The organism is Crenobacter caeni (genome assembly GCF_010435965.1).
GTDB classification, from domain to species: domain Bacteria; phylum Pseudomonadota; class Gammaproteobacteria; order Burkholderiales; family Chromobacteriaceae; genus Craterilacuibacter; species Craterilacuibacter caeni.
The window spans coordinates 127,525-141,351 of record NZ_JAAGAA010000005.1; the positions used below are offsets into that span (position 1 = coordinate 127,525).

Annotated in this window: 14 protein-coding genes; 13 read left to right on the top strand and 1 reads right to left on the bottom strand. The window is 64.8% G+C overall.

Annotated features, from left to right (window positions below; all coding sequences use genetic code 11):
• Positions 1-25: 25 nt before the first annotated feature.
• The 6 genes from infB to GZH52_RS07340 all read left to right on the top strand — a co-directional run bounded on the left by infB (position 26) and on the right by GZH52_RS07340 (position 7,737).
• Positions 26-2,815 carry a translation initiation factor IF-2 gene (gene infB, locus GZH52_RS07315; protein WP_163315832.1) on the top strand — a complete coding sequence of 930 codons (2,790 nt, stop codon included), beginning with the start codon at positions 26-28 and terminating at the stop codon, positions 2,813-2,815.
• A 79-nt stretch (positions 2,816-2,894) separates the two neighbouring features.
• Entirely contained in the window at positions 2,895-3,293 is a 399-nt protein-coding gene (gene rbfA / locus GZH52_RS07320; protein ID WP_163315961.1) for a 30S ribosome-binding factor RbfA, read from the top strand.
• Positions 3,290-4,210, top strand: coding sequence for a tRNA pseudouridine(55) synthase TruB (truB, locus tag GZH52_RS07325; RefSeq protein ID WP_163315833.1), 921 nt, complete (start codon positions 3,290-3,292; stop codon positions 4,208-4,210). Before rbfA ends, truB begins: the two co-directional genes overlap by 4 nt.
• A 70-nt stretch (positions 4,211-4,280) precedes the next feature.
• The gene (gene rpsO, locus GZH52_RS07330; RefSeq protein WP_163315834.1) at positions 4,281-4,550 is read left to right on the top strand and encodes a 30S ribosomal protein S15; all 270 of its coding nucleotides are present in this window, start codon (positions 4,281-4,283) and stop codon (positions 4,548-4,550) included.
• A 164-nt stretch (positions 4,551-4,714) separates the two neighbouring features.
• The gene (gene pnp, locus GZH52_RS07335; RefSeq protein ID WP_163315835.1) at positions 4,715-6,862 is read left to right on the top strand and encodes a polyribonucleotide nucleotidyltransferase; all 2,148 of its coding nucleotides are present in this window, start codon (positions 4,715-4,717) and stop codon (positions 6,860-6,862) included.
• 68 nt (positions 6,863-6,930) lie between these two features.
• Positions 6,931-7,737, top strand: a complete 807-nt coding sequence (locus GZH52_RS07340; protein WP_163315836.1) for a M90 family metallopeptidase — start codon at positions 6,931-6,933, stop codon at positions 7,735-7,737.
• On the opposite strand, the gene GZH52_RS07345 is transcribed toward GZH52_RS07340, so the two are convergent.
• Positions 7,723-8,763: an NAD(P)H-dependent flavin oxidoreductase gene (locus GZH52_RS07345; protein WP_163315837.1), complete on the bottom strand. Its 1,041-nt coding sequence runs from the start codon at positions 8,761-8,763 to the stop codon at positions 7,723-7,725. The genes GZH52_RS07340 and GZH52_RS07345 overlap by 15 nt on opposite strands.
• Before the next feature lie 77 nt (positions 8,764-8,840).
• Here GZH52_RS07345 and GZH52_RS16665 point away from each other — a divergent pair, with 77 nt between their 5' ends.
• From GZH52_RS16665 to GZH52_RS07375, 7 genes are all read left to right on the top strand, one after another.
• Positions 8,841-9,017 carry a hypothetical protein gene (locus GZH52_RS16665; RefSeq protein WP_203525664.1) on the top strand — a complete coding sequence of 59 codons (177 nt, stop codon included), beginning with the start codon at positions 8,841-8,843 and terminating at the stop codon, positions 9,015-9,017.
• A 129-nt stretch (positions 9,018-9,146) separates the two neighbouring features.
• Positions 9,147-9,875 carry a 30S ribosomal protein S2 gene (gene rpsB / locus GZH52_RS07350; RefSeq protein ID WP_136553064.1) on the top strand — a complete coding sequence of 243 codons (729 nt, stop codon included), beginning with the start codon at positions 9,147-9,149 and terminating at the stop codon, positions 9,873-9,875.
• A gap of 75 nt (positions 9,876-9,950) precedes the next feature.
• Positions 9,951-10,817, top strand: a complete 867-nt coding sequence (tsf, locus tag GZH52_RS07355; RefSeq protein ID WP_136553066.1) for a translation elongation factor Ts — start codon at positions 9,951-9,953, stop codon at positions 10,815-10,817.
• An 85-nt stretch (positions 10,818-10,902) separates the two neighbouring features.
• Positions 10,903-11,622 (top strand): UMP kinase, encoded by a 720-nt coding sequence (pyrH, locus tag GZH52_RS07360; RefSeq protein WP_163315838.1) that lies wholly within the window; start codon positions 10,903-10,905, stop codon positions 11,620-11,622.
• Between the two features lie 80 nt (positions 11,623-11,702).
• Entirely contained in the window at positions 11,703-12,260 is a 558-nt protein-coding gene (frr, locus tag GZH52_RS07365) for a ribosome recycling factor (RefSeq protein WP_163315839.1), read from the top strand.
• 9 nt (positions 12,261-12,269) lie between these two features.
• Complete coding sequence (uppS, locus tag GZH52_RS07370) at positions 12,270-13,019, top strand: polyprenyl diphosphate synthase (RefSeq protein ID WP_203525665.1); 750 nt, start codon at positions 12,270-12,272, stop codon at positions 13,017-13,019.
• A 1-nt stretch (position 13,020) separates the two neighbouring features.
• Complete coding sequence (locus GZH52_RS07375; RefSeq protein ID WP_163315840.1) at positions 13,021-13,818, top strand: phosphatidate cytidylyltransferase; 798 nt, start codon at positions 13,021-13,023, stop codon at positions 13,816-13,818.
• Positions 13,819-13,827: the final 9 nt, after the last annotated feature.

The window sequence follows — 13,827 nt, forward strand, 5'->3', positions numbered from 1 at the left end:
GAATTGACTGATTGTAGGAAGACGAATGGCATTGACTAATGTAAGACAGTTTGCGGCCGAGCTTGGCCTGACCCCGGAACGCCTGCTCGAGCAGTTGCGTGCCTCCGGCGTCGCCAAGCGCTCCGCTGACGACTCCTTGACCGAACAGGACAAGAGCCAGTTGCTGGGCCACCTGAAGCGCGCCCATGGCGCCGCGCAGGACCCGCATATCACGGTTGCGCGCAAGCAAACCAGCGAAGTACGAGCCGCCGACGGCAAGGCCGTGACCGTGGAAACCCGCAAGAAGCGCGTGTTCGTGCGTCCGCCGGAAGAGTTGGCGCAGCCGGCCGTGCAACCGGAAACCAAACCGGAACCCAAGCCCGAGCCGAAACCCGAGCCGAAACCCGAGCCCAAGCCGGAACCCAAGCCGGAACCCAAGCCCGAACCTAAGCCTGAGCCGAAACCCGAGCCGAAGCCGGAACCCAAGGCGGAGCCGAAACCCGAGCCCAAGCCGGCGCCGAAGGCAGAGCCCAAGGCCGCGCCGCAGCCGGCTGCACCGCAGTCCATCCTGTCTGCGGAAGAAGTCGCTGCCCGTGAAGCCGAGGCTCGTCGTCACGCCGAGCTGCGCGCGCGTCAGGAAGCGATGATCCGCGAGAAGCAGGAGCGCGAAGCGCGCCGCCAGGCCGCGATCGCCGCGAAGAACGCGCCCAAGCCGGTCGAGCCGCCCAAGCCCGCTCCGGCTGCGAAACCCGCCGAGAAACGCGACGAGGCGTCGGTACGTTCGGCGCGTCCGTCGGCCAACCGCCAGTCGGTGTCGTCGACCCCGCGCAACCCGACCGCGCGCCTGCCTGCAGCGGGTGCGGCCCAGCCGGCAGCGCCGGCGCCCTCGTCGCCGGGTGCCCGTCCTGGCGACAAGAAGGGCGCCAAGAAGGGCGGCCGTGACGGTGGTTGGGAAGACGGCAAGAAGGGTGGTCGTGGCCTGAAGACCAAGGGCGGCGACATGGGCGGCGGCTGGAAGTCCAAGAAGGGTGGCCGCAACAAGAATAACGGCCAGAACGCCTTCCACGCGCCGACCGAGCCTATCGTCCACGAGGTGCTGGTGCCGGAGACGATCACCGTCGCCGACCTCGCGCACAAGATGGCGGTCAAGGCGGCCGAGGTGATCAAGGTCCTGATGAAGATGGGCATGATGGTGACCATCAACCAGGTGCTCGACCAGGAAACCGCGATGATCATCGTCGAGGAAATGGGCCACGTCGCCAAGGCGGCTCAGACCGACGATCCGGAAGCTTACCTGGAGAAAGCCGGCGACGAAGCCGTCGAGGCGCTGCCGCGTTCGCCGGTGGTGACCGTGATGGGTCACGTCGACCACGGCAAGACTTCCTTGCTCGACTACATCCGTCGCGCCAAGGTGGCGGCCGGCGAGGCTGGCGGCATAACCCAGCATATCGGCGCCTACCACGTCGAGACGCCGCGCGGCATGATCACCTTCCTCGATACCCCGGGTCACGAGGCGTTTACCGCGATGCGTGCCCGCGGCGCGAAGGCGACCGACATCGTTGTGCTGGTGGTTGCCGCCGACGACGGCGTGATGCCGCAGACCATCGAGGCGATCCACCACGCGAAGGCGGCCGGTGTGCCGATGGTTGTCGCGGTCAACAAGATCGACAAGCAGGGCGCGAACCCCGAGCGCATCCGCCAGGAACTGGTCGCGCAGGAAGTGGTGCCCGAGGACTGGGGTGGCGACACGCAGTTCGTCGAAGTGTCTGCCAAGCAGGGCATCAATATCGACGGCCTGCTCGAGGCGATCCTGCTGCAGGCCGAAGTGCTCGAGCTGCACGCGCCGGTCGACGCGCCGGCCAAGGGCATCATCGTCGAGGCACGCCTCGACAAGGGCCGCGGTCCGGTGGCGACGCTGCTGGTGCAGTCCGGTACCCTGAAGAAGGGGGACGTCGTACTCGCCGGTACCGCGTTCGGCCGTGTCCGCGCGATGATCGACGAGAACGGCGATCAGGTCGAGTCGGCCGGTCCGGCGATCCCGGTCGAGATTCTCGGTCTGTCCGACGTACCGCAGGCGGGCGAGGACGCGATGGTGCTGGCCGACGAGAAGAAGGCGCGCGAGATCGCGCTGTTCCGTGCCGGCAAGTACCGCGACGTGCGCCTGGCCAAGCAGCAGGCGGCCAAGCTGGAGAACATGTTCGCGCAGATGGCCGAAGGCGAGGTGCAATCGCTGTCGATCATCATCAAGGCAGACGTGCAGGGTTCGTACGAAGCGCTGGCAGGCAGCCTGCAGAAACTGTCGACCGACGAAGTGCGTGTCAACATCCTGCACTCGGGTGTCGGCGGCATTACCGAATCCGACGTCAACCTGGCGATCGCCTCCAAGGCTATCGTGATCGGCTTCAATACGCGTGCCGACGCGGCCGCGCGCAAGCTTGCCGAGAGCGAAGGCGTCGACATCCGCTACTACAACATCATCTACGACGCCGTGGATGAGGTGAAGGCGGCGCTCTCCGGTATGCTCGCGCCGGAGAAGAAGGAAACCATTACCGGCATGGTCGAGATCCGTCAGGTGATCACCGTGTCGAAGGTCGGCAACATCGCCGGCTGTATGGTGACCGACGGCCTGATCAAGCGCTCGTCGCTGGTGCGCCTGATCCGCAACAACGTGGTCGTGCATACCGGCGAACTCGAGTCGCTCAAGCGCTTCAAGGACGACGTGAAGGAAGTGAAGCAGGGCTACGAATGCGGCCTGATGCTGAAGAACTTCAACGACATCCACGAGGGCGACCAGCTCGAGGCGTTCGAGATCGTCGAAGTCGCGCGTACGCTGTAAGACGCCGGCGTACCGCAAGGCGGGTGGCGGCCGGGCAAGCCCGGCGCCCCCGCCTTTTTGCTGAACGAAACAAAAGGACATCAAGATGGCAAGGAAGACCTTTTCCCGCGCCGACCGCATGGCCGACCAGATCCAGCGTGATCTTGCCGAGCTGATCCGTGCCGGCCTGAAAGACCCGCGCGTGGGCTTCGTGACGATCACGTCGGTCGAAGTGACGCGCGACTACTCGCACGCCAAGATCTATTACACCGTGATGCAGGAAGACAAGCGCGCGCTGACGCAGGAAGTGCTCGACCATTCCGCCGGCTATCTCAGGAGCGAACTGGCGCGCGGCCTCAAGGTGTTCACCGTGCCGCAACTGCACTTCGTGTACGACGAGTCGATCGAGCGCGGCGTGCACATGAGCCGACTGATCGACGAGGTGTCGGGCCAGGATGCGGCGAACCGGGGCAAGCTTGCGGACGACGCGGCAGAATGACGCAGTTTCGCAGGGTCAAGCGTGCGGTGGACGGCGTGCTGCTGCTGGACAAGCCCTTGGGTGTGTCGAGCAATGGCGCGCTGCAGCACGCGCGCAGGCTGTACCAGGCGGCCAAGGCCGGCCACACCGGCGTGCTCGACCCGCTCGCCAGCGGCTTGTTGCCGGTGTGCTTTGGCGAGGCGACCAAGTTCTCGTCCTTCCTGCTCGACGCGGACAAGGCGTACCGCACCACCGTGCGCTTCGGGCAGAAGACGACGACCGGCGACGCCGAGGGCGAGGTGATCAGCGAACGCGAGGTGGCCTTCGACGAGACGGCGCTGCGTGAGGCGATCGCGCGCTTTAGCGGCGAGATCGACCAGGTGCCGCCGATGTACTCGGCGCTCAAGCACCAGGGCAAGGCGCTGTACGAGTACGCGCGCGCCGGGGTCGAGATCGAGCGGCCGGCGCGCCGAGTGACCATCCATTCGATTGAACTCTTGTCGTTCGACGGCGTGAGTGCAGAGCTTGACGTGCGCTGCAGCAAGGGGACGTATATCCGGGTGCTGGGCGAGGACATCGGCGAAGCGCTCGGTTGCGGTGCGCACCTGTCGGCGCTGCGCCGTACCGCGACTGCCGGCTTCACGCTCGAAGCCTCGCACACGCTGCCCGCACTGGAAGAAATGGACGAGGCAGGGCGCGACGCCTGCTTGTTGCCGGTTGACGTGCTGGTCGGCCATTTGCCCGAGCACGCGTTGGGCGAGGCGGATTTTTCGCGTTTCATGCACGGCATGGCTGTCCAATTCGACAAGGATCGTGCAATAATGCCGCGGTTCCGCGTTTACCGAGCGTCGACGCGGCAATTCCTGGGTCTGGGAGAGGTACGGGAGGCAGGTTTCCTGCATCCAGCCAGGCTCATGGCGACCAAGGTCGCCGACTAAGCGAAGCAAGGATGGGTCTAGGCTCGCCTTGCTTGTCGGGCGCAAGCCCTTTATCAAATTGGAGTAAAAAATGGCCATCACCGCCGCCCAGAAAGCAGACATCGTCAAGGACTTCCAGCACAAGGAAGGCGATACCGGTTCGTCCGAAGTGCAAATCGCACTGCTGACCGCCCGTATCAACGATCTGACCCCGCACTTCAAGGCCAACACCAAAGACCACCACAGCCGCCGCGGCCTGCTGAAAATGGTTAGCCGTCGTCGTCGCCTGCTTGACTACCTCAAGCGCACCAACGCCGACAGCTACCGCAGCCTGCTCGCCCGTCTGGGTCTGCGTAAGTAAGCGGATAGCCGGGAAAAGTCGCAGCCTAGGCTGCGACTTTTTCTTATCAAGTTTCAGCGCCGAAATTGACGGGGTGTGCCTCTAGAAATGCCGGTCCGGTCCGGCCGGCATTTCTAGGGGTTCCCGTTATCGGCGAAGGTTCACCAAATCAACAGGGGTTCCCCATGTTCAACAAGATCACCAAGAGCTTCCAGTACGGCCGCCACACCGTGACCATCGAGACCGGCGAAATCGCCCGTCAGGCGTCTGGCGCCGTCCTCGTGTCGATGGACGAGACCGTCGTGCTGGTTTCCGTCGTCGGCTCCAAGAACGTCAAGCCGGGCCAGGACTTCTTCCCGCTGACCGTCGACTACCTCGAGCGCACCTACGCCGCCGGCAAGATCCCGGGCGGCTTCTTCAAGCGCGAAGGCAAGCAGTCCGAGAAGGAAATCCTCACCAGCCGCCTGATCGATCGTCCGATCCGCCCGCTGTTCCCCGAGGGCTTCTACCACGACGTGCAGATCGTCGCGACCGTGATGTCGCTGAACCCGGAAGTCGACTCCGACATTCCGGCGATGATCGGCGCGTCCGCCGCGCTGGCGATTTCCGGCCTGCCGTTTGCCGGCCCGATCGGCGCCGCCCGCGTCGGTTACGCCGACGGCGAGTACATCCTGAACCCGACCAAGACCGAGCTTGCGACCTCTGCGCTTGACCTGGTGGTCGCCGGTACCGATCGCGCGGTGCTGATGGTCGAGTCCGAAGCCAAGGAGCTGTCCGAGGCGGTGATGCTGGGCGCGGTGGTGTTCGGCCACGACGCGATGCAGGCGGCCATCAAGGCGATCAACGAGCTGGCTGACGAAGTCAACCCGGTGATGTGGGACTGGGCGCCGAAGGCGCACGACGAGGCGCTGGCCGCCAAGATCCGCGAGATCGCCGGCGAGAAGATCGCCGCCGCCTTCCGCATCCGCCAGAAGCAGCTGCGCTCCGCCGCCCTCGCCGAAGCTTGGGACGCAGTGAAGTCCGCGCTGATCACCGAAGAGACCGAGACCCTGGTCGCCAACGAGATCAAGGCGATCTTCAAGGGCATGGAAGCCGAGATCGTGCGTACGCAGATCCTGTCCGGCGAGCCGCGCATCGACGGCCGCGATACCCGCACCGTGCGTCCGATCGCCGTGCGTACCGGCGTGCTGCCGCGCGTACACGGCTCGGCGCTGTTCACCCGTGGCGAAACCCAGTCGATCGCCACCGCGACGCTGGGCACCAGCCGCGACGAGCAGATCATCGACGCGCTGGCCGGCGAGTACACCGACCGCTTCATGCTGCACTACAACTTCCCGCCGTACTCGACCGGTGAAGCCGGCCGCATGGGCCCGCCCAAGCGCCGCGAGATCGGTCACGGCCGCCTGGCCAAGCGTGCGCTGATGGCCGTGCTGCCGCCGGCAGACGAGTTCAGCTACACCATGCGCGTGGTCTCCGAGATCACCGAATCGAACGGTTCCTCGTCGATGGCGTCCGTCTGCGGTGGCTGCCTCGCGCTGCTGTCCGCGGGTGTGCCGCTGAAGGCGCACGTGGCCGGCATCGCCATGGGCCTGATCCTGGAAGGCAACCGTTTTGCCGTGCTGTCCGACATCCTGGGTGACGAAGACCACCTGGGCGACATGGACTTCAAGGTGGCCGGTACCGCCGAAGGCGTGACTGCACTGCAGATGGACATCAAGATCCAGGGCATCACCAAGGAAATCATGCAGGTCGCGCTGGCGCAGGCCAAGGAAGGCCGCCTGCACATCTTGGGCGTGATGCAGGAAGCCGTCGAAGGTCCGCAGACCCTGTCCGAGTTCGCGCCGCGCCTGTTCACCATGAAGATCAACCCGGAGAAGATCCGCGAAGTGATCGGCAAGGGCGGCGAGACCATCCGCAGCATCACCAAGGAGACCGGCTGCGAGATCAATATCGAGGACGACGGCACTATCACCATCGCCTCGGTGACGCAGGAAGGCGCCGACGCCGCGCGCAAGAAGATCGAAGAGATCACCGTCGAAGTCGAAGTGGGCAAGATTTACGAAGGTACCGTGGTCAAGATCCTCGACAACAACGTCGGTGCGATCGTGTCCATCCTGCCGGGCAAGGACGGCCTCGTGCACATCTCGCAGATCGCCAACGAGCGCATCAAGAACGTGTCCGACCACCTGAAGGAAGGTCAGGTCGTGCGCGTGAAGGCGATCGAGACCGACGACCGCGGCCGCGTCCGCCTGTCGATCAAGGCGCTGCTGGAAGACGAGTCGCGCGTTGCTCGCGAGACCGCCGAATCGTTCGGCCTGAAGTCGGGTAACTGATAGGTTCGAGTCCGAGAGGCCCGCGCTAGATGCGCGGGCTTTTTTGCGCCTTGTGGACAGGGGGTGTGATGTTCTGGAAACGCTGGTGGCCCGCTGCGCGGCAGCGGGAAGAAGCAAGGCTCGCCACGGTACGGCAGGTGGCGGAGCGTTTGCCTGTGCTCGCAGGTTTGAGTGGGGTGGAGCTTGAGCGCTTGGCGCGTCTGGCGCTGACCTTTGTCGACGGCAAGTCGCTGGTGCGGGTTGACGACGGGGCGCTGGACGACGACGCCGTGGCCGTGATTGCCTTGCAGGCCGCGTTGCCGGTGTTGGGGCTAGGGGCTGCGGCACTCGCTGACTGGCGAGAGGTGATCCTGTATCCGGACGCTTTTGTTACGCGCGACTTGTGGTTGGATCATGCCGGTCTCGCGCACGAAGGCGAACAGGTGCTGATCGGGCAGGCGCGCTCGGACGGCCCGCTGGTGCTGTCGCTGCCCGACGCGGTTGATGCGGCGCAGCTCGACGGCTGGAACGTGGTGATCCACGAGATCGCGCACAAGCTCGACATGCTGGACGGCGCACCCAACGGCTGTCCGCCCCTACACAAGGGGATGGACCGCCAGGCTTGGGCGCGCGACTGGAGTGCCGCGTATGCGGCGTTCTGCGCCGGGCTCGACGCGGGGCACGAAGGCTGGCTCGACCCGTACGCCGGCGAAGACCCGGCAGAATTCTTCGCGGTGCTCTCCGAGGCCTTCTTCGAGACGCCGCACTGGGTCGCCGACGACTATCCGGCGCTATACGGCCATTTGGTGGCTTTTTACCGGCAGGACCCTTCGCTCAGGTTGCCGCGTCTCGCGTGGCCGCTGCCGGAACACGCGGCGCCGTTACGGCTGGAGTAGGGCGCCTACGCGCGCGTGGCTGGCGTTTGCCTCGGCCATCACGCGGGCAAACAGCTCGGCGACGGACGGCACGTCGGTGATCAGGCCCTGCGACTGCCCGATCAGCTGGACGCCGCGTTCAAGGTCGCCATCTTCGACAGCGCGGCGGATGTTGTCGGTCGCGGCGCCGAACTGGGCGAGTTGGCGCAGTCCCCACGGGTTTTGCAGGAGGCCGCCGAGTGCGACCTTCAGCGGAGACATGCCCATTTGCCTTGCCATGCTGACCGAGCGCAGGCTGGCCAGCGGCAAGGGCAGGGGGCGGCGTGTGGCGCGGCGGGCGCGCTGGGTGTCCATCACGCGGCAGGGCAGACCGTCGAAGTTGCGCGAATAGAGCGTGTCGGCGACGCCGCGCTCGACGATCGCGGCCTTGCTTCTGTCGTGCAGCGGGCTCTCGCGGGTGGTCGCGATGCGGCTGCCCATGGCAATGGCGTCTGCGCCCAGCGCCAGTGCTGCGGTGAGGCCCGCGCCGGTGGCGAAACCGCCGGCCGCGATGATGGGTAGGCTCGTTACGGCACGCACGGCCGGGATCAGTGTCAGCGAGGTGACCGCGCCGCCGTGCGCGGCGGCCTCGTGGCCGGTGACGAGCAGTGCGTCGGCGCCGGCCGCCTCGGCCGAGCGGGCGTGTTTCTCGCTGGTGACGGTCGCGATCACCTTGCCGCCGTAGGCGTGCGCGGCGTCGGCGATCCATTCGCCCTTGCCTAGCGAGTAGTTGATCACCGCTACGCGCTCTTCGAGCGCGACCCGGGCGTTATCGGCGCTGCCGGGCATCAACAGCGTGCAGCCGACGCCGAACGGTCGGTCGGTCAGTTGCCGGATGTGGCGGATGGCGGCGCGAGTCGCGTCGGGGCCGAGCGGACCGCTGGCGAGGATGCCGAGCCCGCCCGCGTTGGCGACGGCGGCGATGAGTTCCGCGGTGGCGATATAGGACATGCCCGGACAGACGAGCGGCAGGTCGACGCCGAAGCGCTGGGTGAAGGATGTGTGCATAGCAGGCCGGGCTGATCAGGATGATGCCCATTCTGTTATGCTTTTAGCAATTTTTCAAACGGTTGTTTGACACAGATATGTATCTTGCGCTGATAGGCTGGCTGTACGTGGTGCTGATGTTCTCGATCGCCCAGGAGAGCGTGGTCGCCACGGTGTTTTACCTGTTGTTCCTCGGTGTGCTGCCGGTGGTGCTGATCGGCTGGATGCGCCGAGTACGCCGCCGCGAGCGCGCACAGGAGCGGGATGACGCTTGAGCGGCAGCAGGCTCGGTGCTAGAATCCCGCGTCCCCGGAATGGCCGGGGATCATCACGCACATTCGCGCCAAAGGGTGTCCGCAAGGATTTTTGCGCGAATGGAGGCATAACCCTTGGGAGTTTATTGAATGAGCACCACCGTGACCATGCGTCAAATGCTGGAAGCCGGCGTACACTTCGGCCACCAGACCCGCTTCTGGAACCCGAAGATGGATCAGTACATCTTCGGCAGCCGCAACAAGATCCACATCATCAACCTGGAAAAGACCCTGCCGCTGTTCATCTCGGCACAGGACTACGTTCGTCGCCTGTCGGCGAACAAGGGTACCGTGATGTTTGTCGGCACCAAGCGTCAGGCGCGTGACATCATCCGCGAAGAAGCATCCCGCGCAGGCGTGCCCTTCGTCGACCACCGCTGGCTGGGCGGCATGCTGACCAACTACAAGACGGTCAAGCAGTCCATCAAGCGTCTGGAAGAAAAGAGCGCTCTGCTCGCCAACGCGGACGAAACCGGTTTCAACAAGAAAGAACTGCTGGACCTGCAGCGCGAAGTCGACAAGCTCGAGCGCTCGCTGGGTGGTATCAAGGACATGAAGGGCCTGCCGGACGCGATCTTCGTGATCGACACCGGTTACCAGAAGGGCACCATCGTCGAAGCGCAGAAGCTGGGCATTCCGGTGATCGGCGTTGTTGATACCAACAACAATCCGGACGGTATCGATTACGTGATCCCGGGTAACGACGACTCCAGCCGTGCAATCCGCCTGTACGCTCGCGGCATCGCTGACGCGGTGCTGGAAGGCCGTGCACAGGCCATCCAGGAAATCGTCGCCGCCGAACCGGCAGCAGCCGAGTAAGCGGATCGGTCAAAGGGGCGCAAGCCCCTTTTTTCCGACCTTGATACCCGATTTACATAATCCAGGAGATTGAAGATGGCGGACATCACCGCAAAAATGGTTGGCGACCTGCGCGCTGCGACCGGTCTGGGCATGATGGAGTGCAAGAAGGCACTGGTTGAAGCCGAAGGCGACATGGCCAAGGCCGAGGAAATTCTGCGCATCAAGTCCGGCAACAAGGCTTCCAAGCTGGCCGGCCGTACCGCAGCCGAAGGCGTGATCGCGACCTTCGTCGAAGGTGGCGTGGGCGCAATGGTCGAAGTGAACTGCGAAACCGACTTCGTCGCCAAGGACGAGACCTTCCTGTCCTTCGCGCGCGCGGCTGCCGAAGCGGCTGCCAAGGCCAACCCGGCCGACGTCGAGGCGCTGCTTGCTGTTGAAGTGAACGGCCAGAGCGTCGAAGAAATCCGCAAGGCTGCGATCGCCAAGCTGGGTGAGAACATGAACGTGCGCCGTTTCGCGCGCTTCGAAACCACCGGCACCATCGCCACCTACCTGCACGGCGCGAAGATCGGTGTGATGGTCGACATCAACGGCGAAGAAGCCATGGGTCGCGACGTCGCGATGCACATCGCCGCTTCCAAACCGATCTGCGTGTCCAAGGACCAGGTGCCGGCCGAAACGCTGGAAACCGAACGCCGCATCTACAAAGAGCAGGCGATGGCTGAAGGCAAGCCGGCCGAGATCGCAGAGAAGATGGTTGAAGGCCGCGTGCGCAAGTACCTAGCCGAAGTGACCCTGCTGGGCCAGCAGTTCGTCAAGAACCCGGACATCACCGTCGAGAAGCTGCTCGCAGACGCGAACCAGTCTGTCAACGCGTTCGCGATGTTCGTGGTCGGCGAAGGCATCGAGAAGAAAGTGGTCGACTACGCGGCTGAAGTCGCTGCGGCTGCCAAGGTCTAAGCGTCAAGCTGCCTTGAACCGACGGCACCCCGAGGGGTGCCGTTTTGCAAATATACATACCCAAATCATCCGGACCGAGGTCACCATGAGCCAGACTCCCGCTTACAAACGCATCCTGCTGAAACTCTCGGGCGAAGCCCTGATGGGGGACGACAGCTACGGCATCAACCGCGCGACGATCGAGGGTATCGTCGGCCAGGTGAAGGAGGTCGTCGATCTGGGGGTGCAGGTCGGGGTGGTCATCGGCGGCGGCAACATCTTCCGCGGCGTTTCGCAGGCAGCCTCCGGCATGGACCGCGCGACCGCCGACTACATGGGCATGATGGCGACCGTGATGAACGCGCTGGCGCTGAAGGACGCGATGGAGAACGCCGGCATCATCGCCCGCGTGCAGTCCGCGCTGACCATGCAGCAGGTCGCCGAGCCCTACGTGCGCGGCAAGGCGATCCAGTACCTGGAAGAGGGCAAGGTGGTGATCTTCGCCGCCGGTACCGGCAACCCCTTCTTCACCACGGACACCGCGGCCGCGCTGCGCGGCATGGAGATGAACGTCGACATCATGCTCAAGGCGACCAAGGTCGACGGCGTGTACACCGACGACCCGAAGAAGAACCCCGAGGCGGTGCGCTACCAGACGTTGACCTTTGACGAGGCGATCGGCCGCAACCTGAAGGTGATGGACGCGACTGCGTTCGCGCTGTGTCGCGACCAGGGCCTGAACATCAAGGTGTTCAGCATTTTCAAGGCGGGTGCGCTGACCCGGGTCGTGCTTGGCGAAGACGAAGGCACGCTGGTACACTGCTGAACCATTACAGATTTTGACGGGCGGAAACGGCGCATCGCCGCTTTCCGCCTTGTTTTTCCGATTGAGAAAGTGGAGTGAACATGATCAACGACGTCAAGAACACGGCCGAGCAGAAGATGCAGAAATCGCTCGAGGCCTTCAAGAACGACCTGAACAAGGTCCGTACCGGCCGCGCGCATACCGGCATTCTTGATCACGTCATGGTCGACTACTACGGCAACCCGACGCCGGTCAACCAGGTGGCGAACGTCAACCTGATCGACGCGCGCACCATCGGCGTGCAACCGTGGGAAAAGAACATGCTCGCCAAGGTCGAAAAGGCGATTCGCGACTGTGACCTCGGCCTGAACCCCGCGTCGATGGGCGACCTGATCCGCGTGCCGATGCCGATGCTGACCGAAGAGCGCCGCAAGGATCTGATCAAGGTGGTGCGTGGCGAGGCCGAGGGTGCGCGTGTCGCCGTGCGCAACATCCGTCGCGACGCGAACAACGAACTGAAGAACCTGATCAAGGACAAGGCGATCACCGAGGATGACGAGCGCCGCGCGCAGGACGACATCCAGAAGCTGACCGACAAGTACATCGCCGAGGTCGACAAGGCGCTGGCGGCCAAGGAAACCGACCTGATGGCCGTATAAGGGGCCGTCTTGAACACGACTTCCACCCAGTCGGTGCCGCCGGTTTCGGCGGTGCCGCGCCATATCGCGATCATCCTCGACGGCAACGGCCGCTGGGCCAAGAAGCGGCTGCTGCCGCGCGTGGCCGGCCACAAGAAGGGCCTCGACGCCGTGCGGGAAACGGTCAAGGCCTGCGCCGAGCTCGGCGTCGACTACCTGACGCTGTTCGCCTTCTCGACCGAAAACTGGCGCCGTCCGCCCGACGAAGTCTCCTTCCTGATGGGGCTCTTCATCGGCGCGCTCGAGCGCGAGGTCGAGCGCCTGGCCGAGCGCAACATCCGCCTGCGGGTGATCGGCGCGCGCGAGCGTTTCGCGCCGGAGCTCAACGCGCGCATCGAGGCTGCCGAGGCACGCACGGCGGGCAATACCGGGCTGACGCTCTCGATCGCCGCCGACTACGGCGGCCGCTGGGACGTGTTGCAGGCGGTCAACCGCCTGATCGCCGAGGGCGTGCGCGAAATCGGCGAGGCCCAGCTTTACGGCCAACTGTCGCTGGGTGACGCACCCGAACCCGACCTCTTTATCCGTACCGGGGGCGAGCAGCGCATCAGCAACTTCCTGTTGTGGCAGCTTGCCTACACCGAACTGTATTTCACCGACCTGCTGTGGCCCGACTTCGACCGTAGCGCGCTGGACGCCGCGCTTGCGTCGTACCGTGCGCGCGAGCGGCGCTTTGGCCGCACCAGTGAACAGCTGCCGCCCGAGGCGCAGCGAGGCTGACATGCTCAAGACCCGCATCCTGACCGCCCTTGTCTTGCTGCCGATAATGCTATATGCATTGTTTGCACTGCCGCAGGCCGCCTGGGCGGCCTTTTCCTGGCTGATCGTCGTCGTCGCCCTGTGGGAGTACACCCGCATGGCCGCGATCGGCGGCGCGCTGCGCTGGGGCTACCTGACCGTCTCGACGGCCATCGCTGCGGCGGCCTGGCAAACCGGTTTCGAGCTGCCTGCGGCCGCGCAGTGGGCGGTGCTCGCGTTTTGGCTGCTCGGCGCGCCGATGTGGCTTGCCAAGCGCTGGTCGCTGGGTTCTGGCGCGCGCGCGATGCTGCTAGGCTGGCTGATGCTGTTGCCCTGCTGGTTCGCGCTGGTGGGCTTGCGCCCGACGGCCGATGCAGGGCTGTCGCTGCTCGCCGTGATGGGCCTCGTGTGGGTGGCCGACGTCGCCGCGTATTTCTCCGGCAAGTCCTTCGGACGCAGGAAGCTCGCGCCGGCGATCAGCCCTGGCAAGAGCTGGGAAGGCGTATACGGTGCGCTCATCGCCGTGTGCGTGTATACGGTCTTGGTGACCCGTCTGGGCTGGGTGCAGGTGGACTTGCCGCTCTCGGCACTGTTGCCGGTGGCGCTCGCGCTGACCGCGGTCAGTGTCGAAGGCGACCTGCTAGAGTCCTGGTTCAAGCGTTCGGCGGGCATCAAGGACAGCAGCGCGCTGTTGCCCGGCCACGGCGGCGTGTACGACCGTATCGACAGCCTGATCGCCGTGCTGGCCGTCACCCACGCGCTCCTGGTGCTGTTCGGCTGACAAGGAATT